21 protein-coding genes and 1 tRNA gene are annotated in these 24,555 nt (G+C 35.1%); 12 read left to right on the top strand and 10 right to left on the bottom strand.

Features of this window, described 5'->3' with window-relative positions; translation table 11 throughout:
• Nucleotides 1–58: 58 nt before the first annotated feature.
• Entirely contained in the window at nucleotides 59–2,689 is a 2,631-nt protein-coding gene (locus BA053_RS00985; protein WP_245611535.1) for an efflux RND transporter permease subunit, read from the bottom strand.
• 175 nt (nucleotides 2,690–2,864) lie between these two features.
• Here BA053_RS00985 and BA053_RS00980 point away from each other — a divergent pair, with 175 nt between their 5' ends.
• Complete coding sequence (locus BA053_RS00980) at nucleotides 2,865–3,587, top strand: hypothetical protein (protein WP_065094637.1); 723 nt, start codon at nucleotides 2,865–2,867, stop codon at nucleotides 3,585–3,587.
• 3 nt (nucleotides 3,588–3,590) lie between these two features.
• On the opposite strand, the gene BA053_RS00975 is transcribed toward BA053_RS00980, so the two are convergent.
• Complete coding sequence (locus BA053_RS00975) at nucleotides 3,591–4,328, bottom strand: type I glutamate--ammonia ligase (RefSeq protein WP_065094638.1); 738 nt, start codon at nucleotides 4,326–4,328, stop codon at nucleotides 3,591–3,593.
• 325 nt (nucleotides 4,329–4,653) lie between these two features.
• Here BA053_RS00975 and dnaA point away from each other — a divergent pair, with 325 nt between their 5' ends.
• On the top strand, nucleotides 4,654–6,036 hold the full coding sequence (gene dnaA, locus BA053_RS00970; protein ID WP_065094639.1) for a chromosomal replication initiator protein DnaA: 1,383 nt from the start codon (nucleotides 4,654–4,656) through the stop codon (nucleotides 6,034–6,036).
• A 27-nt stretch (nucleotides 6,037–6,063) separates the two neighbouring features.
• Here dnaA and BA053_RS00965 read toward each other — a convergent pair whose 3' ends face one another.
• On the bottom strand, nucleotides 6,064–7,338 hold the full coding sequence (locus BA053_RS00965) for a metallophosphoesterase (RefSeq protein WP_065095325.1): 1,275 nt from the start codon (nucleotides 7,336–7,338) through the stop codon (nucleotides 6,064–6,066).
• Nucleotides 7,339–7,528: 190 nt separating this feature from the next.
• Between BA053_RS00965 and BA053_RS00960 the strand changes: the two genes are divergently transcribed.
• From BA053_RS00960 to BA053_RS00925, 8 genes are all read left to right on the top strand, one after another.
• Nucleotides 7,529–7,616 (top strand) — tRNA-Leu (locus BA053_RS00960).
• 29 nt (nucleotides 7,617–7,645) lie between these two features.
• Nucleotides 7,646–8,728, top strand: a complete 1,083-nt coding sequence (locus tag BA053_RS00955; RefSeq protein WP_065106661.1) for a GTP cyclohydrolase II — start codon at nucleotides 7,646–7,648, stop codon at nucleotides 8,726–8,728.
• Between the two features lie 72 nt (nucleotides 8,729–8,800).
• Nucleotides 8,801–9,481 (top strand): VirB8 family type IV secretion system protein, encoded by a 681-nt coding sequence (locus tag BA053_RS00950; protein WP_065094642.1) that lies wholly within the window; start codon nucleotides 8,801–8,803, stop codon nucleotides 9,479–9,481.
• Nucleotides 9,468–10,268 (top strand): P-type conjugative transfer protein VirB9, encoded by an 801-nt coding sequence (virB9, locus tag BA053_RS00945; protein ID WP_174525402.1) that lies wholly within the window; start codon nucleotides 9,468–9,470, stop codon nucleotides 10,266–10,268. Before BA053_RS00950 ends, virB9 begins: the two co-directional genes overlap by 14 nt.
• Before the next feature lie 16 nt (nucleotides 10,269–10,284).
• The gene (locus BA053_RS00940; RefSeq protein WP_065094643.1) at nucleotides 10,285–11,727 is read left to right on the top strand and encodes a TraB/TrbI/VirB10 family type IV secretion system protein; all 1,443 of its coding nucleotides are present in this window, start codon (nucleotides 10,285–10,287) and stop codon (nucleotides 11,725–11,727) included.
• Nucleotide 11,728: 1 nt separating this feature from the next.
• Nucleotides 11,729–12,721 carry a P-type DNA transfer ATPase VirB11 gene (gene virB11, locus BA053_RS00935; RefSeq protein ID WP_065094644.1) on the top strand — a complete coding sequence of 331 codons (993 nt, stop codon included), beginning with the start codon at nucleotides 11,729–11,731 and terminating at the stop codon, nucleotides 12,719–12,721.
• A 30-nt stretch (nucleotides 12,722–12,751) separates the two neighbouring features.
• Nucleotides 12,752–14,752 (top strand): type IV secretory system conjugative DNA transfer family protein, encoded by a 2,001-nt coding sequence (locus tag BA053_RS00930; protein WP_065094645.1) that lies wholly within the window; start codon nucleotides 12,752–12,754, stop codon nucleotides 14,750–14,752.
• Between the two features lie 121 nt (nucleotides 14,753–14,873).
• On the top strand, nucleotides 14,874–15,689 hold the full coding sequence (locus BA053_RS00925; RefSeq protein WP_065094646.1) for a P44/Msp2 family outer membrane protein: 816 nt from the start codon (nucleotides 14,874–14,876) through the stop codon (nucleotides 15,687–15,689).
• Nucleotides 15,690–15,753: 64 nt separating this feature from the next.
• Here BA053_RS00925 and BA053_RS08275 read toward each other — a convergent pair whose 3' ends face one another.
• The 5 genes from BA053_RS08275 to BA053_RS00910 all read right to left on the bottom strand — a co-directional run bounded on the left by BA053_RS08275 (nucleotide 15,754) and on the right by BA053_RS00910 (nucleotide 20,132).
• Nucleotides 15,754–15,885 carry a hypothetical protein gene (locus BA053_RS08275; protein ID WP_255356229.1) on the bottom strand — a complete coding sequence of 44 codons (132 nt, stop codon included), beginning with the start codon at nucleotides 15,883–15,885 and terminating at the stop codon, nucleotides 15,754–15,756.
• Complete coding sequence (gene prmC / locus BA053_RS00920; RefSeq protein WP_065094647.1) at nucleotides 15,861–16,700, bottom strand: peptide chain release factor N(5)-glutamine methyltransferase; 840 nt, start codon at nucleotides 16,698–16,700, stop codon at nucleotides 15,861–15,863. The genes BA053_RS08275 and prmC overlap by 25 nt, the downstream gene beginning before the upstream one ends.
• A 363-nt stretch (nucleotides 16,701–17,063) precedes the next feature.
• On the bottom strand, nucleotides 17,064–17,186 hold the full coding sequence (locus BA053_RS08270; protein ID WP_255356228.1) for a hypothetical protein: 123 nt from the start codon (nucleotides 17,184–17,186) through the stop codon (nucleotides 17,064–17,066).
• Nucleotides 17,187–17,683: 497 nt separating this feature from the next.
• Entirely contained in the window at nucleotides 17,684–18,961 is a 1,278-nt protein-coding gene (gene glyA, locus BA053_RS00915; protein ID WP_065095441.1) for a serine hydroxymethyltransferase, read from the bottom strand.
• A gap of 40 nt (nucleotides 18,962–19,001) precedes the next feature.
• Nucleotides 19,002–20,132 (bottom strand): MFS transporter, encoded by a 1,131-nt coding sequence (locus BA053_RS00910; protein WP_245611105.1) that lies wholly within the window; start codon nucleotides 20,130–20,132, stop codon nucleotides 19,002–19,004.
• A gap of 181 nt (nucleotides 20,133–20,313) precedes the next feature.
• Here BA053_RS00910 and BA053_RS00905 point away from each other — a divergent pair, with 181 nt between their 5' ends.
• Nucleotides 20,314–21,327 (top strand): IS110 family RNA-guided transposase, encoded by a 1,014-nt coding sequence (locus BA053_RS00905; protein ID WP_065095215.1) that lies wholly within the window; start codon nucleotides 20,314–20,316, stop codon nucleotides 21,325–21,327.
• 23 nt (nucleotides 21,328–21,350) lie between these two features.
• On the opposite strand, the gene BA053_RS00900 is transcribed toward BA053_RS00905, so the two are convergent.
• Both BA053_RS00900 and mgtE read right to left on the bottom strand, forming a co-directional pair.
• Complete coding sequence (locus tag BA053_RS00900; protein WP_065095214.1) at nucleotides 21,351–21,722, bottom strand: phage tail protein; 372 nt, start codon at nucleotides 21,720–21,722, stop codon at nucleotides 21,351–21,353.
• 134 nt (nucleotides 21,723–21,856) lie between these two features.
• Nucleotides 21,857–23,227, bottom strand: coding sequence for a magnesium transporter (gene mgtE / locus BA053_RS00895; protein WP_065095184.1), 1,371 nt, complete (start codon nucleotides 23,225–23,227; stop codon nucleotides 21,857–21,859).
• 153 nt (nucleotides 23,228–23,380) lie between these two features.
• On the opposite strand from mgtE, the gene prfB reads away from it, so the two are divergent.
• A protein-coding gene (gene prfB, locus BA053_RS00890) for a peptide chain release factor 2 (RefSeq protein ID WP_410541897.1) occupies nucleotides 23,381–24,497 on the top strand; the annotation gives its coding sequence in 2 pieces (ribosomal slippage) (nucleotides 23,381–23,446 and nucleotides 23,448–24,497; 1,116 coding nt in all).
• Nucleotides 24,498–24,555: the final 58 nt, after the last annotated feature.

Genomic DNA, 24,555 nt, shown 5'->3' with positions numbered 1-24,555 from the left:
GAAAGTTTCATATATCTGGCTATGAGTAAAGTTATGTTAAGTAGGGAATATGCTTGATTTACTGGTTTGTGGACAACCTCTTAAACTGTGTCACTAATACCAATATCATTAGTGTAATCGCTAATATAAAAGCCTTTAACAAAAATGCTCCTGATTTTTGTTGATCTTCTTTGTCGCCTTTAAAATCAATTTTTACTCCCTTGTCCCAATCCTGGGCAATAGAATTCTGAATGAACTTTACTCTTTCATCAACAAGATAGCCAGTATCAACGTCAGCAGAGATTGTCACTGTGCGTAATCCATCAATCCTGTTTAGTTTGTTTACCTTTTTTTCGGGAGCATATTTTACTATATTGCTCATAGGATACGGGCCATTAACTGTATTGATAAAAAGATTGTCTATAGTCTTCATGTTGCGATCCTTTCCAGGGAAACGGAGTACAATATCGATTTCTTCATCCGTGTTATTTGGTCTATATTTTCCAATCAACACTCCATTTGTAACCATCTTTATAAAATCGCCAATGGTTGCAACACTTACTTCAGAGCTTGTAGCCTTACTCTTATCAACACTCATATTCCACTCTATTTCAGGTGCTGATCTGCTATCTTGAATATTTATAAACCCGGATGAAGGTTGGTTCATAATTTCTAGAATTTTCTCTGCTGCTAAATTCAAACTGGATACACTCCCGCTGAGGTTAATTTGTATTGGCTTGTCAGCCGACGGTCCTGGCTTTTCCTCTTGAACATTAATTATTATTCCTTTCATGTCTTGCACACTGCTCCTTATATCATTTAGTATGTGCTTAGCTTTGCGCCTGAAGCGCCAATCCATAAGTTCTAGTTGTATTCTGGCGATAACGTTGTCTGAAAATGCTCCTGATCTAGCATAAGAAACATGAATTTCTTTTTCAATGCTCAAAATGCGTTCTTCCACTTCTTTGAGTATCAGATCTCGTTCTTTGGCTGATAAGCTTTCTTTTGCTTTAACACTGATTAAAATATTATCTGAATCCACTTTCGGAAAAAACTTTACTCCAGGACCAAAAGTAAAGTACAGCACACTAAATGAAAACAAAACGAATACAGTAGCACATACGAATTTTTTAGGATGATCCAAAACCTTCTCTAGCATGCGTACGTAAGCTCTTATTATAGGCCCAGCATTTTTTATTTCACCACTTTCTATAGCACTCATTTTTTTTATTTCTTTTTTTGAAGTTATCGAAGGCTTACCAAATATTGCACCAAGTGTTGGTATAAAAACCAAAGCCATAATGAGCGATCCAGTCAAAGTTAGAATTATTGTAATTGGTATGTACTGCATGAATTTACCAACAGTATCAGGCCAGAATAATAGAGGAAAAAACACTGCTAATTTAGTTAACGTTGATGATAGAACCGGATAAAACATATCGCGAACTGAAGTGTAAAAAGCTTCTACTTTGTCCATTCCGCAGATCATCTTTCTATCGGCAGATTCGCTGATCACAATTGCATCATCAACCAGCATGCCAACAGCCATAATTAAACTGAAGAGCACAACGATATTTAAGGTTATACCCATAAAGTAAAGAGCTATTATCCCAATCAGAAAGGAACCGGGTATCGAGAGTGCCACAAGAATAGCAATCCTTGTTCCCATAGAAAGCATCATTATGATCAATATTAACAACACAGCAAATATTATGCCGTTTTCCAAGTCATCAAGCACATCGCGGACGTTTTTTGACTGGTCATTTAAGTACACCACTTTTAAATTTTCAGGTAATTGATCTTTTGCCTTATCCATTAAGTGTTTTACTTGATTTACTGTGTCTATTATGTTTTTTCCGTTACGTTTTGAAATTTCTAGCACGACACTAGGTAATCCATTAATGCGAGCAAATCCTTGGTGATCCTCAAACCTAGGGTATACTTTTGCTATATCTTTGATTCTCAAAACTGCATCGCCTTGAGATCTAATAGGAATATTCATAATATCTTCTATATCTTTTAATAACCCTGATATTTTAATCGAATATTTACCGGTATCATTTTCCAGTGACCCAGCTCCCACTAGTCTGTTATTGCTTGATATAGCTTGGAATATTTCGTTTGATTGAATGTTATATTTTGTTAGAACTGTGGGCTCAATTATAACTTCCACTGTTTCTTTACGCATACCTGCCACTTCAACTTTGAGAACATTTGGCAGAGATTCTATTTCTTTCTTTAACTTGCGTGCTATTTCAGTTAAGGCTCTTTCTGGCAAATTACCAATTAAGCCGACATTGAGTATCGGAAATAAGCTCAAGTTTATTTCATTGATTATCGGAGATTCCGCTTCAACAGGTAACTTCGATTTTATGTTTGAAAGCTTTGAACGGACATTATCGAGCACTTCTTTATTATCATACTCTGTTCCAAATTCGAGTATCATGTGAGCACCATCATTAGTTGCAAAAGCTCTCAATTCTCTTACATCTTCGATGGATCTTAGTTCATTTTCTATAGGAAGCACTAATAGCTTTTCACTATCTTGAGCAGAAATCCCAGGAAGTCCAACAAACACGCTGATTATAGGAATCTGTATATCAGGATTGCTTTCCCTTGGCATTTTTACATAAACGTATGAACCGAAGATAAAAATTACTATAAGTAATAATACCACCGCCCTGTTTCGCTCTATGAGTAAGCTCTGCATGTTGAATGTTAGCTGAATATGTGCGTTTGTACAATATTATAGTCGAGATACATTGCATATTAATTAATCCTTGTGTAGCTTTAAAACTTTACGCAAATAATTAAAATTTTTGCAAAATTGCAAGTATAAGAAAATTTCTGTATAATAATTCTAGAACAGTATTTGAGAGGTTATTATGGTGGCAATTCTAAATATAACAAAAGGCAAAAATAAAGTTATTGTGTCTGGATTAGCTGGAGCTTTATCAGCTTTAATATTTTTAACAGCAATCCACATTGCCGCAAAGATAGCCATTATCGTTTCTGCTGCTGCAGTTACTTACTTATTACTTTCGCTGATTCATAAAATAAGAACTAAAAAAGAACAGCCTGCTGAAATTACTGGTGTTTCAGGAGATGAAGGTGAAGAAAAAGGTACTGTAAAAGAACCAAAAAGAACTGAAACTGAGCTAGCAGAAGAAATAATAAGGAAAAGAGCAGAAGAGCGCATGGAGAAAGGATCACTTGGTGGCCCTATAAATGCGTTTGGCGAACCAATTCTTGATGAATTTAAGAACACTGAAGGCAGTCATTCTGCTGATTATACAAAAACTATGGTAGTACCTGAGAAAATTATTCTTGACATGTCAGATGATAGAAATCCTGCACAAAATAACTCTAGCTCTATAAAGAATCAGATGAAATCTCTCCCTGAACACATGGATGTATCTGGTAATCCACTTCCTGAGCAGCCACCGAGCAACCTTACCAATATAGGGCTTGGATCATCTAAAAGTACGCAGAAACTATCTGCTGCAGACTTGCTATTACAGTATGGGAATGTAAATAATGATGTGAGGAAAGTGCTAGAATGGCCAATTATCTCAAAGGAGTTTAATGGGTTAGGGTTTAACAGGTAGTTGCTATATCAAACTCTCCATCTTATATTGAGGATCAGATGCAATGCCATACACTCTATTTGGCGGAGCAATTTTGTTCTCTATACCAAAAACTATGCCTTCAATTATTGCTGTGAGTACTTTTTCAAGGTTACAATCTGCTCCAGGAACACGGTGCTCTAGGCGGCATCTTTTGGAATCGTTGCCAAAATAGGGAATTCTTATCGCAGCAGTTCTGTTATTTACCCCCCAACTAATCGTAGTTGGAGTATAAATATCCGGGTACTGAAATCTTAAATATGAATCATCATTTGGAGCGAAAAACAACATATGTTTTTTCATCATTGCACATAATCCACCAATACTGTGAATCAGATAGTCACTGTACTTTTGCTCATTGATATAAAATAAGTTATCGTTATTTGAATTCACGAGATTAACATGCACATTTAATGCACTGCCTGCTCTATCCAAATAGGGCTTTGCTTTAAAAGAAATATTCCCACCTAGTTTTTGTGCTGTTTCAGTAAGTGATTGTTTTGCTAACTCAAAATGCTTAATTAAATTGTCGGAGTTCGTATAACAACCACTTTTTATCTCATACTGATGTGTAGAATTCTCCTTCTCGCAAGAAAATTCAAGAGATGCTATTTTATTTTTGATGCTATTCAGAAATAAGTATTCTTTTTCTATTCCTTCAATGTAAAACTCTAGTTCAATACCGAATACAGCATAACAACTCAAATTACTTAATATAATCATAAATTTGCTTCAGTAAATCTATATTAGGTTAGCTATATTTATATGAATACTTTACTTATTTGCCAGTAAATTTAACATCTTATTTATACATAATGTATTACTGTTTTTAATAGCATGCTTCTAATCCTCGATACAAGCGACATTTACAAATTTTTCATTTTTTTGAAATAAAAATGATCAATTTTAGTGTTTTTATACCCTTTACAACTCATCAAAAAATCACCATAATTTTTAGTATGTATTAAGTAATATTAGCTTTTCATTTTGCAGTAAGCTGTTGATTATCTTGCATCTTTCTGATTATTGTTTTTTCTTGGTGTGGTATATGAACTTAACTAGCCCTAAGGTTTCTACTATGTTTTTTGATCAGATTATTACAGTAACGGATCACAATGTTACTTGGGAAAAAATTCAAAATTGTCTTTATAATCTCTATGGAGAAGCAACATATAACAGCTGGCTGAGTTCACTAAAATTTGTCAGTAGCAGAAATGGGGAAGTTCTTTTATCCGTGTCAACAAGGTTTATAAAAGAGTGGATTACAGTTCATTACATGAAAAAAATATTATCATTATGGCAAAGCGAGGATCAAAGTATATGTTCTATTGATATTCAAGTAATTGAAGAAAGGAATTCAAATTCTAATGTTATACTAAAAAACAGAGAGGAAAGTAATCATAATCTTGGTTCACCACTGGATCCCAGATTCACTTTTGATAATTTTGTGGTAGGAAAGTCAAATGAATTAGCATTTACAGCGGCAAAGCGTGTAGCGGAATCTATAGATCCAATATCAGGCAGCAATCCTTTGTTTCTATATGGTGGAGTGGGACTTGGTAAAACACATTTAATGCATGCTATAGCTTGGCACATAGTCAATTCCCCATCAGCAAAAAGAAAAGTGGTATATCTATCAGCAGAGAAATTCATGTACCAATATATTACAGCGCTGCGAAGCAAAGATATTATGTTATTTAAAGAGCAATTTAGATCAGTAGATGTATTGATGGTAGATGATGTGCAATTTATCAGTGGTAAAGATAGTACACAAGAAGAATTTTTTCACACTTTCAATGCATTGATAGACCAAAATAAACAATTGGTTATATCAGCTGATAGGTCTCCTAGTGATCTTGATGGAGTGGAAGAAAGAATAAAATCACGACTCGGTTGGGGGTTGGTGGCAGATATTAATGAAACAACTTTTGAATTAAGACTTGGTATATTGCAGGCAAAAGTGGAGCAGATGAATATGTATGTTCCGAAAGATGTCCTAGAGTTTTTAGCAAGGAACATAAAATCTAATATAAGAGAATTAGAAGGAGCATTAAATAAGGTTACCCATACCTCATTAATTGGAAGAAGTATGACGGTGGAGTCAGCTAGTGAAACCCTAATCGATCTTCTTAGGTCAAATCATAGGTCAATTACAATAGAAGAAATACAAAAGAAAGTAGCTGAATTTTTCAATATAAAGGTTGCAGATATGCAATCTAATAGAAGGCTTCGCAGTCTTGCAAGGCCAAGACAAATAGCTATGTATTTTGCCAAAAAATTTACGCAAAAAAGCCTACCAGATATTGGGAGAAACTTTGGTGGCAGAGACCATGCTACTGTTATACATGCAGTAAAACAAGTAGAAAATTTTATAAAGACCGACTCAAAATTTGCTGATGAAATCAATCGATTAAAAAAAATGTTTAAGTAGCGTTTTTAAAATAGCTAATAACAAATCCTAAAATGAATCGACTATAGTTTTAATCCGTTTAAGTTTAAAATCTTCTGTTAGCTTTGCAGAATACATTTCCTTATTATCTTGGTTATAGAAGGTAAATTTGTGATCATCTAAGTTTAGTATTGCAAAGCCAAAGCCGAAAAAGTTTCTAACTTCGTGTGCTAAGTAGTTTCTACCATTTGAATAGTCAAATTCTACATTTTGGTAGACGGGTTCTTGATCTTGAGCATGTAATAATGCACCACCGTTCCCAACTATAATCTGGTCTGGAACATTATCCATTAATAAAATCTGGGCTATATGAATGTGGCCAGAAACTATGGTAGTAACATTGCTTGGAAATCTATCCCCAAAAGCTTCAATTTGTGTAAGATTGCCATGGCTTTTTAATGTCAAAAATTCTTTTTTTGGAGATCTCCAAAGCGGTTTATGAGTTAAAAACCACATGGGCTTGTCAGAACTATTTTGTATCAATTTATCAAATTGCCTCTCAAAAGCATCAATTGTGCTTTGGGTTGTAAAAATATCCTCACCGGATGAAGAGTCGAAGATAAAAAATTTCATCGGTCCAGCATCTAAGGACCAACTAGAAACGAAGTTTCCACATTTTTCAGACGAAAAGGGGTATGAATCTAGATACCTGAACCATCCTTCATAAGCTCTATCACAACTCTCATGGTTTCCACGAACAAAAAGGAAAGGGGATTGTGATAAAATATCCTTTGCAGGCTCAAACCAATCAGCGTACCAAACTTCTTTATTATATCCATAAATATCGCCACACTTTTTTGTATTTCTACATTTTGTTTGTCTATAATGATAATCACCAACATGGATAATTAAATCTGGTTTATGAAGGGCGATTGAATCTAAATTTTTTTTTAAAGGCCAGCTATCTACCGAATTACATTCCTGCTGAAATAACATATTTATTCTACAGCCCGTGTCACCAATGAAAGCAATTTTATTAACCTTTTTTGGTAATATAGGAACCCGTAGATCCTCAATACTAATGTTTTTGGCACTTGTTTGTACTGTCAGTTCACAAACTGTTTCGTTATGATCACCATTGTTAATTGAGCTGCGATTCAGCATTTCTATTTCTTCGCCATCGACATAAACAATGGGACACATGTCATTGTCTGTAATTGCACGTATGCTTAGTTTATTTTCTGGGATAACTTGAGACCATGTGTATAATATTTGTGCATGGACGAAATGAAAGCTAGTTATAAGAGAGAGAGTTAAAAAAATAAAGATATTAGCTATATTCATTTGTATAAGAACCTTAGTTAAAAATTAGTAGTAAGGTTATCTTAAATGATTAAAATTTGTAATCACAAAATTCATAATCAAATTATACAAACAATTTCTAAATTATTCTAGTATCAGATTGACACTCTAGATGAAAAATTCTAAAATGATTAAGTAATTTAAAATAATTATATAAAAACTAGAATATAGTGCGGCCGTGGTGGAATTGGTAGACACGCAGCGTTGAGGTCGCTGTGGCTCATAAGGCCTTGGAAGTTCAAGTCTTCTCGGCCGCACCAGTTTTTATCGCTGTTTAATATGGGTAAAAATGTTTATAGGAAATCAGAGTAGCAATAAGGTAGAAAGAGCTATCAGCGAAATCAGGCGCGGTCGGCCAATTGTAATATATGATGAAAGTAATTACCTATTGTTTGCTGCTGCTGAGGCTTTAGAAAGAGATTTATTTAATCAATACAAGCTTATATCAAGTAATGTATATGTTACTTTAACTTCAAGTAAGGTAAAATACATATCTCAGAATAAAGAACATAACAGCAAACGTCTGTTGGTGAATAATTTTGATGAACTGCTCCATTTAATAAACTGTTCAAAGGAAGATTGCATAAAAGAGTTGCAATGCTCAAAGACAATAGATGAATGTGCTATTGCCTTGCTTAAGTTCTCAGAATTATTGCCATACGCGTTAGTGGCTGATATGACTTTTGAGAATAACCATGAAATGCGAAATTGGTGCGAGAAAAATGACGTTATTGCACTGGACACGTCATTCATAAATAATTTTCAAGAAAATCAGGATGTATATGAAGTGTGCAAAACATCATTATTTTTAAAACAGACTCAAGAAGTAAATATCATATCTTATAGAACCGAAAGTGGTGGAAGAGAACATCATGCAATTATCATTGGCAATCCAGATAAAGATGGCGAACCATTAGTAAGAATTCATTCTTCGTGTTATACGGGTGACTTGTTAGATAGCTTGTCATGCGATTGCAGAAGTCAGTTACATCAAGCAATTCAAATGATAGCTGACTCTGGAAGTGGTATTATATTGTATTTGATGCAAGATGGAAGAGGCATTGGTTTAACTAATAAGTTAAGAGCGTACAGTATGCAAAGAGGACATAATCTTGATACTGTTGATGCAAATAGAATATTGGGTTTTGAAGATGATGAAAGGAGTTTTGCTGTTGCAGCTAAAATGCTTAAGAAATTGAACATTAACAAAATCCAATTACTTACAAACAATGATAGAAAATTGTCAGAATTGGAAAGTAGTGGTATAGGAGTTACAAAGTGTCTACCACTTATTGTGGAACGTAATAAATATAACGATTCATATATGGAGACAAAATTTGGTAAATTAGGCCATAGATTAAGAGTTTTTTAGCTTTTTTGCTGTAACTACTTTGTTAATTTGCTATGTTTATTAACATAAGTTAAGATTTTTAGGAATACTAAAATGCTAAGATTTTTTAAACGAGAAAAAAATACTGAATCCTTAGATAAGGATATAAATTGGAATTCAAACCGCTACAGCACAGTTATTGCTCAAAGAAATATTCTACTTTTATTTGCATTAATATTATTAGCAACGATCTCTATCAGCATATTAGTCATATTTAAAATTAGCACAAGTAGCACTATTGAGCCATTTGTTATAGAAATTGACAAGAAATCAGGAATAGTGCAATTGGTTGATCCTGTCACAGTAAAAGAGTATTCTGCAGATGAAGCGCTAAACGATTATTTTATTTCAGAGTATATAAAAGCAAGGGAGGTTTTTGATCCATATCATTATAATTATAACTATTATACAAAGGTGAGGTTGTTTTCCTCACCTAATGTGTATAATGAATTTAGAAATTATATAGGATCGCAGAATATGGATGATCTTTTTAATTTATATTCAGATACCAAAAGTGAATTTAAAATTCGCTCAATTCAAAAATTGGGTAACGATGCTCTTCAGGTGAGATTTTTTGTGGAATTTACACGGAAAGATGGAAGTTCCACAAGAAAAAACAAGATAGTTATTATGTCATATAGGTATGCATCGCTTGAAATGGATGATCAGCAAAGATATATTAACCCATTAGGATTTCAAGTTATTTCATATAGAGTGGATGATGAATATGTATAGGATATTATTAGTTTTAGCTTTACTTGTCAGTGGCAATTTAAACGCATCCATTAATTATAATGAGCCTATTTCTGTAGATAGTAGAATAAAGACTTTTGTGTATAGCCCTAATGAAGTATTTACGGTGGTTTTTAGTCAGGGTTACTATTCTTATATTGAATTTGCGGAAGGAGAAAAAGTTAAAAATATCGCTGTTGGTGATGCATCAAGTTGGAAAATTAATCCTTATGACAATAAATTGCTTATTATGCCATTTGAAGTTAGTAGTCGCACTAACATGATTATTACGACAACTAAAAAAAGAAATTACATTTTTGATTTAATCTCAAGGCCAAACTACGATAAATACCCGGATACTGATGCTAAGAAAGTAGATCACGATTATTCTGCTGAAAAGGATATATCTTACGTAGTACGTTTTTATTATCCTCAAGAAGAAGGTGAATTTGATGTTGATTTAGATGAGGTTTCTTTACCTACTCAAATGCAATATACTACAGACAAGCTAGAAAAAATAATACAAGAAAATGATACGAAGTACAATTATACATATATTGATGAAGGTGGTAATGCGGATATAGTTCCGATCGAGTTATTTGATGATGGTTATTTAACCTATTTAAAATTTAGAAATAATAATAAAATACCTCAGGTTTTTGTAGAAGGGGAGGATAAACCTTGTAAAAGGCTGTTATTTGATGATTATGTTATAATAAAAGGAGTACATAAAAAGCTATTTATGCGTTATGAAGATGGTGAAGTTGAAATTATAAATAGGTCACTTTAGCTGTGGTACATGCAATATGAATAAAGAAAGGCGTAACAATTTAGAAGATGAATCAGAAATAGAGAATAAGGTAGTAACAGTTGGCTCTAATCAAGGTCATAGGGCATTGATGGTTATTATTTTAGTGCTTCTGGTTGGTGGAGTGTATTATCTCTATTTTAGTCCTTCTCATAAAGAGGGTTCAGAAGTTATTAAAAAAGAGGAAACAAAGCAAAACGTTCAAGAATTGAAAGGAAAGTTGGAACAAGTTCCAGATAATGTAATGGTTCCTGAAAGAATAATAACTGATCCCTTACCACCCTTACCTCCTCTTCCTACACCACCAATCATACCAGAAATAAAACAAATTAGAAAAGAAGAAGAGAAACCAAAAGAAACTCCTGTGTCAAATATACCTATTTTGCCAAAGCAAAATTTTCCTTCTAGTAATGTTATGGGCAATTTACCTACCTCGTTTCCTACAATAGGGGGTGGCGGTTATCCTAGAGACAGACGTAGTGCACAAATGTTAACAATTTCAGGTGGTAGTGGAGAGAACAAGGCTGCTGATGCTATTTTATCCGACACTTCAGCACAATCGAGCAAAGCTACCAGAGTAGGAAAGCTTAGTTTAATGGTTACTCAAGGTAAAATTATTGATGCTGTGCTTGAAACTGCAATAAACTCTGATCTGCAAGGAATGCTGCGTGCTATGGTGAGTAGAGATGTTTATGCAGAAACTGGTGATACAGTTTTAATACCTAAAGGCTCAAGATTGATAGGCAGTTATTCATTTGACTCGAATGTTGCTAAATCTCGTGTAAATATAAACTGGAATAGAGTGATTCTGCCACATGGAATAGATATTGCAATCTCATCACTTGGTACTGACGAGCTTGGTAGAGCAGGGATAGCAGGAATAGTTGATAACAAAATAGTAAGTGCGTTATTCTCTTCAGTGACACTTGCTGGCGTTTCGATTGGTTCGGCTGTTATAGGGCAAAAGGCTTCTAATCTTATTGATGCGCTAACTGCCATGGATGCAGTAAAGTCTATCACTGCAACCGAAATAGATTTTTCTTCTCTCCAACTCATTATTGACCCAGAAAAGAAGATATCTAGTGACAAATGGAAATTAGGCCTTGGGGCTATCGGAAGAATTCGGAGTGCCAAAAGCAGACAAGATTTACTAAAAATAATGAAAGAGGAAATAGCAAAAGCACTAGGAATTGGAGAAGACAAGGTAAATATAAGCCTGGAAATTGTAAATCAACTGTTAGAACAAATTCAAAGAAAAAGCAAGTCTGTTTATGATGAAGCAATCGGGAAGTCAATCGAGGATTTTTCTAAAGATATGCGGGATATAGTAGGCAGATACACAGATAAAAAACCAACTATTTATGTTGATCAAGGCACTGCATTGAAAGTATTTATTAACCAAGATATAGTATTTCCTCCACAGGCAATATTAAATCAATGAAATGAACTATGCTGCACTTGATACATATTTGGAGCCATTACAAGGCATATTTCAAGAAGAAGGCGTAAATGAAATATCAATAAATAAGCCAAAGGAAGTATGGATTGAAAATCGCGGTGAAATAAGGTGTGAAAAATTAGAAGTATTCGATCTTAACCATTTGAAATCTCTTGGCAGACTGATTGCTCAAGCTACAGAACAAAAACTTAGCGAAGAAGCGCCGTTACTTTCGGCAACATTACCAAATGGTTATCGTATACAGATAGTATTTCCGCCAGCATGTGAACCTGATAAAGTAGTCATGTCGATTCGTAAGCCTTCTAGCATGCAATTAGCACTCGATGATTACGAAAAAATGGGGGCTTTTTCTGAAACTGTTACAGAAGCAACTGATAATCCAGTTGACCGTCATTTGGATTTATTGTTAAGGCAAAAAAAAATAAAAGAGTTTTTAGAATACGCTGTAATAAGTAAGAAAAATATTATAATTAGTGGTGGAACTTCCACTGGTAAGACTACTTTTACTAATGCTACTTTGCGTGCTATTCCAGCTGAGGAAAGAATTATTACTGTTGAGGATGCAAGGGAAATCGTTTTGAACGATCATCCCAATAAAGTCCATCTAATTGCCTCTAAAGGAGGGCAGGGCAGAGCAAAAGTAACCACTCAAGATTTGATAGAAGCGTGCTTACGTTTAAGGCCAGACAGAATAATAGTTGGTGAGCTCCGTGGAGCGGAAGCTTTTAGTTTTCTTAGGGCGATAAATACTGGTCACCCTGGATCAATATCAACCCTTCATGCAGATAGTCCAACAATGGCCCTTGAGCAAATAAAATTGATGGTTATGCAGGCAAATCTTGGCATTCCTCCAGACCAAATTATACCATACATTAGAAATGTGATTGATATTGTTATTCAGCTAAAAAGAACCGGTGGGGGCAAAAGAAGCATTTCTGAGATATTATTTACTAGATCTGCGAGCGAAAATGCTTAAATTTATACATAAGTTAAGGAAGAGTAGTTTATGAGTAATGGAAATCACCTACGTAATATTCTCATAGGAGGTGTAGTAGCTTTTAGCGTACTTGATTTTTGCTTCTATCTATCTGGTATATTGTTTGTTCTGTTTGCTGATGGTCCGGATGCTGTGGATTTTAAGGCAATTAATCCTAGTTTGACGCCTTTCCCTCAAGCTCTTTGGCCAACGATTTTTGATCATATACAATATTGTTGGCATCATCCAGAGTTATATAGCCTTGAGCTCAAAATCACATTAATTATATCTTCTGCACTGCCTATCATTGTTTTAATGATTATTTTATGGAATTTAAGAGAAAGGATAATTGAGTGGCGACCATTTAAAAAGAAAGAATCACTTCATGGAGATTCGCAGTGGGCATCAGAGAAAGACATACGAAAAGCAGGATTAAGAAGCAAAAAGGGATTATTGCTTGGTAAAGATAAAAGAGGATACTTCATTTCTGATGGGTTTCAGCATGCATTGTTATTTGCACCTACAGGTTCTGGTAAGGGTGTTGGCTTTGTAATTCCTAATTTATTATTTTGGACTGACTCGGTAATTGTACACGACATAAAATTAGAAAACTATGAAATAACAAGTGGTTGGCGAGAACGACAAGGACAAAAAGTATACGTATGGAATCCAGCGCAGCCAGATGGAATAAGTCACTGTTACAATCCATTACAATGGATTAGTGAAAAACCTGGGCAGATGGTTGACGATGTGCAGAAAATAGCTAACCTAATCATGCCTGAACAAGACTTTTGGCAGAATGAAGCAAGAAGCTTATTTGTTGGAGTGGTATTATACTTACTTGCTGCACCAGAGAAAGTTAAATCTTTTGGTGAAGTTGTGCGTACGATGCGTAGTGATGATGTAGTTTATAATCTTGCTGTTGCTCTTGATACAATGGGTAAAATACTACACCCTGTAGCATATATGAATATTGCAGCTTTTTTACAAAAAGCTGATAAAGAAAGGTCAGGTGTTGTATCAACCATGAACTCATCACTTGAATTGTGGGCAAACCCATTGATTGATACTGCAACTGCGTCAAGTGATTTTAATATTCTAGATTTTAAAAAGAAGAAAATTACAGTTTATGTTGGTTTAACTCCTGACAACTTGACTAGGCTCAGGCCTTTAATGCAGGTTTTTTACCAACAGGCAACTGAGTTTTTATGTAGAAAATTGCCATCGGATGATGAGCCTTATGGTGTATTGTTTTTAATGGATGAGTTTCCTACACTTGGAAAAATGGAGCAATTTCAAACAGGTATTGCATATTTTCGTGGTTATCGAGTTAGGTTATTCTTAATTGTTCAAGATACTGAGCAGCTCAAAGGAATATACGAAGAAGCAGGGATGAACTCCTTTTTGTCAAACTCGACTTACAGAATAACTTTTGCAGCCAATAATATTGAAACAGCTAATTTAATATCGCAACTTATAGGAAACAAAACTGTACAACAAGAATCGTTGAATAAGCCTAAATTTTTAGATTTAAATCCTGCTTCAAGGTCATTACATATCTCTGAAATACAAAGAGCATTGCTATTGCCTCAAGAAGTTATTATGTTGCCACGTGACGATCAGATAATTTTAATAGAGTCGACTTACCCAATTAAATCAAAGAAAATTTTGTACTACAGTGATACCACCTTCACAAGAAGGCTGCTCAAACAAACTCGTGTGCCTACACAAGAACCATATGACCCAAACAAAGTTCTTTCTGCCGCTGCGAGCAAAGATAAGGTTAATAACGAGGGGAATAATGTTCTTGAGGGACCTAATTCAGTTGATTATCCTGTTGAAACTAAAACCGAAGATGCAGTATATGATGAATCAGATGAATTTGCAGACGAAGATATCGACGATAAGTTTGAAGATGATGATGACGAGGAAGATGAGGATAGGAGCGATGATGGGTTTGATGACGAAGAAGAGGAGGATGAATTTGAAGATGAGGATATTGACGATAAATTAAAAAATGACGAGAAGTAAGGTTAACTTTGCCTATTTTTAGCTCAGAAAAGTGCAAGTTATGCAAATAATTAGGTTTTTCATATTAAGCCATTTTTAATTAATTAGTATTAGATTAGCTATTTTAACTAGGGGAGTAGTAATGATTAGTAAAAAAACATTAGCGGTTACAGCACTTGCTTTATTGTTGTCACAACAATCTTTTGCGAGTGAAACAGAAGGATTTTACTTTGGTAGTGGGTATTATGGTCAATTTTTTAATGGCATGGGTGAATTGAAAGCAAAAATTGGAGATAAGGATGCTGCAGATACTAATAAGGTATCTATAAATGACAGGGATGCTCAGAATACAGAAGGTCAATTACTAAGTAAGTATAAAGGAGATTATAATCCGCCTTTTGCTGCAAATGTAGCATTGGGTTATACAGGGGAATTGAATGGCAATAGCTACAGAGCTGAATTGGAAGGAATGTATTCTTCTGTAAAAGTGGATAATATTGGTTTAACAAGCGGCCAGATGACAATATCGTACACAGAAGGCAGCGATAAATATGGATCAATTATTAATCATGACCAAATTGAGAACATATCTGTAATGGCAAATGTTTATCATCATTGGAAAAGTGACCGTTTCTCTTTTTCTCCTTATGTTGGGGTTGGAGTCGGTGCAACAAGAATGACAATGTTTGAAAAATCGTCAATAAGACCCGCAGGTCAATTAAAAGCTGGCCTTGATTATCGCATAAACGAAGATGTAAATATGCATATCGGATATAGAGGTTTTGGTGCTATTGGTAGCAGTGAGTACAAACTAGAAACCTTAAAGTGGGATACCGCAACAAGTCAAATGGCTAAACAAACAGGTAATAATCAAGTATCCACTACCATACAGAACGGCTTTTTTCATACACACGGCATAGAGGCTGGCCTTACTTTCCACTTTGCCAGCAAAGCTTAAACATGTTGCCCTTTTAAAAAATGCATAAAACCGTTCCTGTCATCCTATGGCTTGACCATAGGATCTAGTTAAATATAGATCCCAGTGTCACGCACTGGGATGACGAGGTAGAGGGTACTGGGATGACATAGGATAATATGGGATGAAGGAGATAATACAAGAAAACATTAGCTATGTTTTTTGCATAACTATGCATCTCTTCATTCCTGCCAAATCATATACATATTCCTGAAAAGCTAATTCGTATGAGGGGATTATTTTGTCAATATTGCTTTGATCTTCACCTATCTCCAATATCGCAAACCCATTTTTTTTAAGGCACCTCCTTAATATTGGAAAAATGCTCAAGTAACAGTTCAAACCATCAATTCCACCATCAAGAGCAATTCTTGGCTCTTTTTGCACTTCAGCTTGCAAGTCTTTCAATTTGCTTCTTTTAATATATGGAGGATTGCTAATTATCAGATCAAATGAGCCTCTGCACTCTGTCCATGAATTTGGAAATATTTTGGCTCTGCTGAGAAGATCATGTTTTTTTGTGTTCTGATAGGCAATTTTGTATGCTTCCAAGCTTTTTTCAAAACCGACGCCAACAGCATATTCATACTCACTAAGTACGGATATCAATAAACAGCCTGTACCTGTACCAAAATCCGCGATTTTTAGTTTCTGCTTTTTATTTGGGTAATATTTTAACACTGCTAGGATTATTGTTTCACTATCTGGTCTTGGATCCAAAACATGCTGGTTAACTATAAAATTTTTACCCCAGAATTCACGATTACCTATTATTTGCGATATTGGATATCTTTCCGCTCTTTTTTTTGTTAATTTCCAAAATAAAAGTTCTTTTTCCATCGGCACTTGATCAGCATGGTTCACAATTATAAATGATCTTTCCACTCCAAGTACGTGCTGCATGATGATTTCACAATCTAAATGTGGTGATTCAACTTTATGTGACGATAATAACTCCGATCCTTCTTGAATTAAAGTGCTGATTGTTTTCATTATTCTAAAAATGTGTTCCTTTCAGCCAAAAATAGCAAGATGAGCTTCCAGTTTAGGGTAGCTGCACTAAATCCCAGTGTCAAGCACGCAGCTGTACGAACATTGCAATTTGCAGATCCAAGTAGCTTGACTACTTGGATCCAGCTAAGTTGGTGAGCATAAAAGTATAGCTTCTACGTCATGCCGCCGCGAACCGTCATACTGCCGCGGCGCTAACAAGAGATCCCGCTAACAAGCAGCGGGACGACGAGGTCAGGGTGTCATCCTAGTACCTTCTCCTGTCATCCCAGTGCCCTGACTACTTGGATCCAGGAAAAAGAATGGTGTCATCCAAGTAGCCTCCCTCCCCTGTCATCCCAGTGCTCAGACACTGGGATCCAGAAAAGTTTGCTTGTAAGCAAGCAAACTAGTACAGAAAGTGGTTACAACATTTTCGATGAGATTATATGGAAAACTGGATTCCAGTGTCAAGCACTGGAATGACACCTTCCTGCCCAGTTCATGTTGCCATAAATATTAAGAAATTTACCAAGCAAAAAAAAGGCAAAAGAAGCCCTAGTCATTGTCTATTTTCAGTATTGGCGTTTTTTAAGTCTTAAACACTGCAATTTAGCTGCTTTTAAATGCAACTCATCTTAGTTTAAATGTTTAAGAAATTTACTAAGCAGAAAAAAAGGCAAAAGAAATCCCGTATTAGCTAGTTGTCACTCTCTAATCCTGCAAATTGGCGTGCTATACTGTCTTAAACGCTTTATAAGCGCGTTTCAGCTTATATAGGTAAAAACCCAGAAATGTTGTGAAGACGTAGGGTGCGCATAGTGCAAAAAATTAAAAATAAGACGCCAATTACGTAATACTGTTGTCGTTTAATCTGCACAGATTGAAGATAAATGAATACCTTCAGTTTCATGATAAGAGGGCTGGCAAAGGGTGTCAAGTAAGTTTTTTCGTTTCTACCAGCTACTTGGATGACACCACATAAATTAATAAATAGGAAAATTACTACAAATCCTTTCAACTTTAGCTTTTACTGCTTTTTCGACACTTGAGCTATTTCCGCTGATTAATCCTTGAATTACTTCATTTATTAGACCAGCTATCTCTTTAAAATTTTCTGCCTCAAGTCCGCGTGTTGTCTCAGCAGCGGTGCCAAAACGGAGCCCTGAAGTGATGGTCGGCTTTGCTGTATCAAATGGTACAGAGTTTTTATTACAGGTAATACCGGCTCTCTCAAGGCTATCTACAACGTCTTTTCCAGTTAATTTCTGCGATCTTAAGTCAACTAGCACTATATGAGAGTCAGTGCCACCAGTTATAATGTCAAGTCCATGCTTTTGCAATTCTTGAGCCAGCACTTTCGCATTTTCCACGACTTTCTTGCTATAAGTCTTAAACTCTGGTGCTAATGCTTCTTTAAATGCAACAGCTTTTGCAGCTATCACATGCATAAGTGGCCCGCCCTGCAATCCTGGAAAAACTGCAGATTGAATTTTTTTGTGTAATGCTTCATCATTGGTCATCACTATTCCACCACGAGGACCACGCAAAGTTTTGTGAGTTGTGGAAGTCATAACATGTGCATATTCAGCAGGGGATGGATATTCGCCCGCTGCAATAAGCCCTGCATAGTGAGCAATGTCTACAAGCAAATAAGCACCAACTTTATCTGCAATTTCGCGAAAGCGTTTGAAGTCCATTTTTCTCGGATAAGCAGAAGCACCAGCTATGATCAATTTCGGTTTATGCTCCAGCGCCAGCTTTTCTATCTCATCCATATCCAGCAAGTAAGTGTCTTTATTCACTGTATATTGAATTGACTTAAACCATTTACCAGAAAGGCTTGGTGCCGCACCATGAGTTAGATGCCCACCGCAACTCAGTGACAATCCAAGTATTGTATCACCTGGAGTAAGCAGTGAAGCAAACACTGCTTGATTTGCCTGAGAACCAGAGTGAGGCTGAACATTTGCAAATTTTACACCAAACAACTTACAAAGTCTTTCTATAGCCAGACTTTCAACTTTGTCCACATGCTCACAACCACAGTAATATCTTCTGCCTGGATAACCTTCTGCGTATTTATTAGTCAGAAAAGAGCCTTGTGCCTCCATTACCGCTTTGCTTGCAAAATTTTCTGATGCAATTAGTTGCAGTTGTGATCTTTGGCGTTGCAATTCTTTTTCTATAGACTGATAAACCTCGTTATCAAAAGACTTTAAACTATTTTTAGAGCCACAGATTTTTTTTAAAACACTCATCATAGATCAAACCTCGCTTTAATTTTAAGATGCACAAGCAATTTTAAGACTGCTTATCCTGCTTTTTTAACCATAAGAGCCCAAAAACAGCTATTAGCAAACATACAGGAATAATAGATGTTGCTTTTATCAGCAATTCAGCACTATACACAGGATTTCCTTGTATCACTGTCCTATCCCAACACAAATCTATTATTTTTGCGATCCCAGTGTGAAAAAAATAGCCAAAAACCATGACTATCATATTTGACACAGCTGTAGTTAATCCTATTAAGTTATTATTTACATAACTTAATGCTTTGTACAGTGTTACTATTTGATATCCAGAAGCGAAACCTATAACAAGAAGTGCAGGCAATACAATATACAATCCGCCAGCCTGTGTAAAAAGTAAAAGGAAACTAGCAATCATTGCAAAGGAACAGACAATAATAACTTCATAATGTCTATTTGGATATTTTTCTAATATGTGAGCAAAAGAGAGCAATCCAGCTGCAAATCCTACATATATAACAGAAGAAATTGAAGACGCTAGATCACCGGCCATTTGATATACCTCACATAAAAAAGCTTTTGTCCAAGCATCAGCAAAACCTTCTAGTGGACCTACCATTAAGCCACCAAAAAAACTAATTAGAATGATATATTTATTGAAAAGCACAGTTTTTAGATCCTTCATGCTAATTTTTTCTTTTCGAAAGTCGTAAGCATTGTAAGGAATAACTAAAAATAAAGATAAAGCGAGTAAGAAACCAAACCCTGAAAGAATATAAATTACGTAATTCCAACCAAACTCATCAAGCAAAAGTTCTATTGGTAGACCACCATATATTGCCCCTAATAGCCCTATAATAACAGATATGCTTGCCATTTTTGCTGATTTTTCTCGCGGAAAATACATACTGGCAACTTTAAATACTCCTATTACTGACGCAGACGAGCCAATCCCAACAATTATTCTACCTAATACTGAATAATACCACTCATCAAAGCACACAAGAGGTAATGTTCCAATAGATACCAAGACAGCACAAATAGGTAAAACAATTTTTGGACCGAATCTATCAAAACAAAGACCAACAGGGATATGAACTAGTGTAAATCCCACATAGTAGAGACCATTAAATTGCCCTTGTATCTTGTCAAAAGCATCTAATGTTTTAAGCTTATGCATTAGATGGAGAAGGGAAGAACTTTGTAAATTGCCCTAGATACAAAATCTGTGTTTTAGAAAAGAGCTCCCTTCTCAAAAGTAGAGGCTGGACGGTATCGTAGAAAGACCTAAATGGTTCTAATTCTGTATTCACAAGGTTAGCCTTACTTTTCATTTTAAATGGTAACGTATGAGGTTATATATGATCAACAACTTTTTAGGTATAGACATATCAAAAGATCGCTTTGATATTTTTCTCTCATTTATAAGTAAAAAAGGAAAACGTGAAACTAGGAAAAGGAGCTTTAAGAACGATGATCATGGGTTTCAAGGTCTGCTGAGCTTTCTACAAAAACATAATATAGAACAAGTAAAAGCCTGCATGGAAGCTACTGGTTGTTATAGTGAAGCTCTGGCTGAATTTCTACACAATGCTGGACATTTTGTTAGTGTTGTAAATCCTTATTGTATTAAGTCTTATGCAAGGAGTAAGCTTGTACGACAAAAGAATGACCAGATTGATGCAGAGATTATTGCAGATTATTGCCAAAGACAGGAACCAACTCGCTGGACACCACCTTCTTCTGAAAAGAAAAAATTAAAGCATCTTTATCGTTGCTCAGCTGCATTAAAAGATGGATTAACATTCGTAAATAATCATTTAGAAAAGAAGGAGAGACTGCCTGAAGAAGTTGCAAATGCTTGGGAAAACCTTGCAGTGAACATAGAACAATCAATAGAAACAATAAAAAACTCCATACGTGAACTATTAAAACAGCACAAAGAGTTGTTGGAAAACTTTCAACTCTTATTGACTATTCCAGGAATAGGAGAGGAATCAGCAATAGCTATTTTAGCTGAAATTCCTGACATAAAAGCTTTTATAAATGCCAGACAATTGGCAGCATATGCTGGAACTATACCACGAAATATAACATCAGGATCATCTGTATATGCCAAGCCCAGATTAAGTAAATCAGGTTCACGAACATTGCGTAAGGCAATATATTTTCCCGCTATAGTAGCTAAAAATCACAACCCTATTATTGTGATTTATTGCGAGAGGTTAAAAGAGAAAGGCAAGCATAATATGGCAATTGTGGGAGCTGCAATGCGTAAGTTACTTCATGTAGTTTTTGGTGTTTTAAGTTCAAAAAAGGCCTTTGATCCAGATCATATCAAGAACTATAGAACTAGGAGGTTGACTGAAGTTTAAAATCAAAAATTGAATGTAGTTGGTTAGTGAATATGTGTACCACTATAACTCTTTAAACTTAAACTAAATTCAACTTTTTTCGGCAGCCCACCAGGAAAAAAAGATATCTGTCTTTCCTCTAATTGTGTAATCACAAACTGTCCTAAAAAATTACCTAAACTATCTACTAAAGTGTGTGGGATCTGATCTTTTTCAGCTTCTTTCATATTCTTTAGTTGATTTAGCCCCTTAAGACTATTAAGGTAAATGGTTATTTCTAGCTCTATATTTTCTACTCCTTGTCCTATGTTTTGAAGTGACGGCATTACATCAATACATTCAATTACGCTCCAGCGATTCTTTTTGTTATACTTTAAACTTGTTGGAACAAACTTATATGGACCAAAAGATAACATTTTTATATTTTTCTCGTTGACTTACAAGACGGTATCTACTCGGATGACATCATAGGGGCTACTTGGATGACACCATCTGCCACCTGCAAATTGCAATGTTTGTACAGTTGTGGGCGGTATAGCTATAGATAGTATTAGCTATTTAATAAAAAGATCGTAGCTAAACCAAGAAATATAAAAGCTGAGAGAATATCAGTTGTTGCCGATGTTAGGATTGAAGAAGAAACGGCAGGGTCAGAGTTTAAACGGTGAAGCATTATAGGAATGAAAGTTCCGATGAACGTTGCAATAATTGACATCATAATCATGGAGACCACAAAAATCATCTCCACTTTGAAGCTGTGAAACCTTATTGCTAACACTACTAATGAAATAGTAGATAAGATCACCCCGTTTATAAGACCTATTAAAAATTCTTTCATCAGTATTCTTTTTGCATTTTGCTCAGTTAGATATTTTGTTGCGATTGCCCGGATGGTTAGCGTTACTGTTTGGGATCCTGCATTTCCGCTCATTGATGCAATTATCGGCATGATTATTGGCAGTACTATAAAACTTTTTATTACATCATCGAAAAAGCCAACTACTATGGAACACATTGTTGCAGCTAAGAGGTTAAACAGTAACCAAGGTAGCCTTTTAATTATAGTTTTATGTATAGGGGCATTTATATCGGCTTTAGAAGATACACCGCTTATTTTGAGTACATCCTCTTCTGTTTCTTGTTGAACAACTTTTATCACATCTTCAATTAAGATCACACCAATAATTTTACCATTCTTATTTACTACCGGAGCCGATAATAGAGAGTAATCTTTAAATATTCTTGCTACTTCCTCTTGGTCTATTCCAGTTTTAATGATTTTTATGTCATGATCCATTATCTCTTTTATTATTGTGTCTCCTGAGTGAGATATTACCTTATTTAAATTAACACTGCCTATAGGCTCTAATTTTGAGTTGATAATGAATATCTGGTGAAATTTTTCTGGTATTTTTTTATAGTTGCACACAAATTCTGTCAGTTGATTTATTGTCCAATAATATGGAGCTATAACCATATCTTTATGTATTAACCTTCCTGCACTTTCTTCTGGATATGATAGCAACTCCTCTACCGATTTCTGAGTTTTGCTGGGCAAATAGTAAAGTATATTTTCTACAGACTTTCTATCTAAATCTTTCACTATGGTTACTATATCTTCTACATCAAGGAGCATTAGTAACTTTGCTGTATTTTCTATTCCCAATGTTTCTATGATCTCTATTTGTAAATCTGGCACTACATGCACTAGGGCATCACTTAACAAATGTTGATCGAGGATATTAACTAATTTCTCCCTGTGATCACTGATTGAAGTAGATAAAAAATAAGCTAACTGAACGCTATCTATCGTTTTTACAATACTACGAACATTCTCTAGCTCCTCGTTATCAAGTGACTCTATTAAGTCATCAATAGCCTTTTTGTCTAAACCATAATGGGAACTTATTTCAATATTCATTACTTTACCTTGTTTTTTAATAAATATACGCGCTTGATTTCTTTAAACATTAAAGTATAATGAAATTATTTAAATTAACTATCATATGGTTAAATTTCTATTTTGTTTACTGTTATTGTTATTGATAGTAAATATATTAAAATCTAAAGTATAATGAAAACTTATCCAGAAATTCTTGAACACTTTCAAAGCTTAAATAAAAGTATTTCTCTTATCAGGAGGTGTCTTTGACATAGAAAAATTAAAGTTGCGTCTTGAAGAGCTTGACTCCCAAGCGTCGAATGATGACCTATGGCAAGATAACCAAAAAGCACAAGAAGTTTTAAAAGAACGTTCTAAAATTAAGAATGACGTAGAGTCGTTTTTAAAACTGGAAAGCGATTACAACGATGCCATCAGCTTAATGAAGTCTGCTATTGATGAAAATGATGAAGAATTTTTCTCTGAAGTTGAAAATGAATTAGCTAAGCTAGAGAAATTAATCAAGTGTAAAGAAACAGAGTCCTTATTTACTGGTGAAGCAGATAATAATAACTGCTTTTTAGAAATCCACTCAGGAGCTGGCGGAACCGAGAGCAATGATTGGGCTGAAATGCTGATGCGCATGTATATAAGGTGGGCAGAAATTTATCACAACTTTAAAGTTGAAGTTGTAGAAAAATTAGAAGGAGAGTCAGTTGGTATAAAGTCTGCAATGATAAAAATCGTTGGAGAAAAAGCTTATGGGTGGGCAAAAAGTGAAAGTGGAATTCACAGGCTGGTTAGAATATCGCCATTTGATGCAAATGGTAAACGTCATACCAGTTTTGCAAGTGTAGGAGTAACTCCAGTGATCGAAGATTCAATTGATATTGCTGTGGATGAAAAGGATCTAAAGATCGACACCTACCGTGCTTCCGGAGCAGGCGGTCAGCATGTGAACAAGACTGAAAGTGCGGTACGCATTACGCATATTCCAACTGGTGTTGTAGTTCAATGCCAAAATGGTCGTTCTCAACACAGAAATAAAGATGAGGCGTTAAAATTACTTAAAGGACGTTTATACCAAATTGAACTGGAAAAAAAAGAACAGAAAATGGCTGAAGAATATGGTAAAAAATGCGATATAGGCTGGGGCAATCAGATCAGATCGTACGTTATGCATCCATATCAAATGGTGAAGGATTTAAGAACCGGACATGAAGTGGGCAATATAAATTCTGTTTTTGATGGTAATATAGATTGTTTCATAGTTAGTGTGCTTACTAAGAGGTTGTCCACAAACCAGTAAATCAAGCATATTCCCTACTTAACATAACTTTACTCATAGCCAGATATATGAAACTTTC

The organism is Wolbachia endosymbiont of Nomada ferruginata, from assembly GCF_001675785.1.
Classification (GTDB): domain Bacteria; phylum Pseudomonadota; class Alphaproteobacteria; order Rickettsiales; family Anaplasmataceae; genus Wolbachia; species Wolbachia pipientis.
The sequence above is the reverse complement of the archived record's forward strand: the minus strand, read 5'-3'. Positions and strand labels throughout refer to the sequence as shown.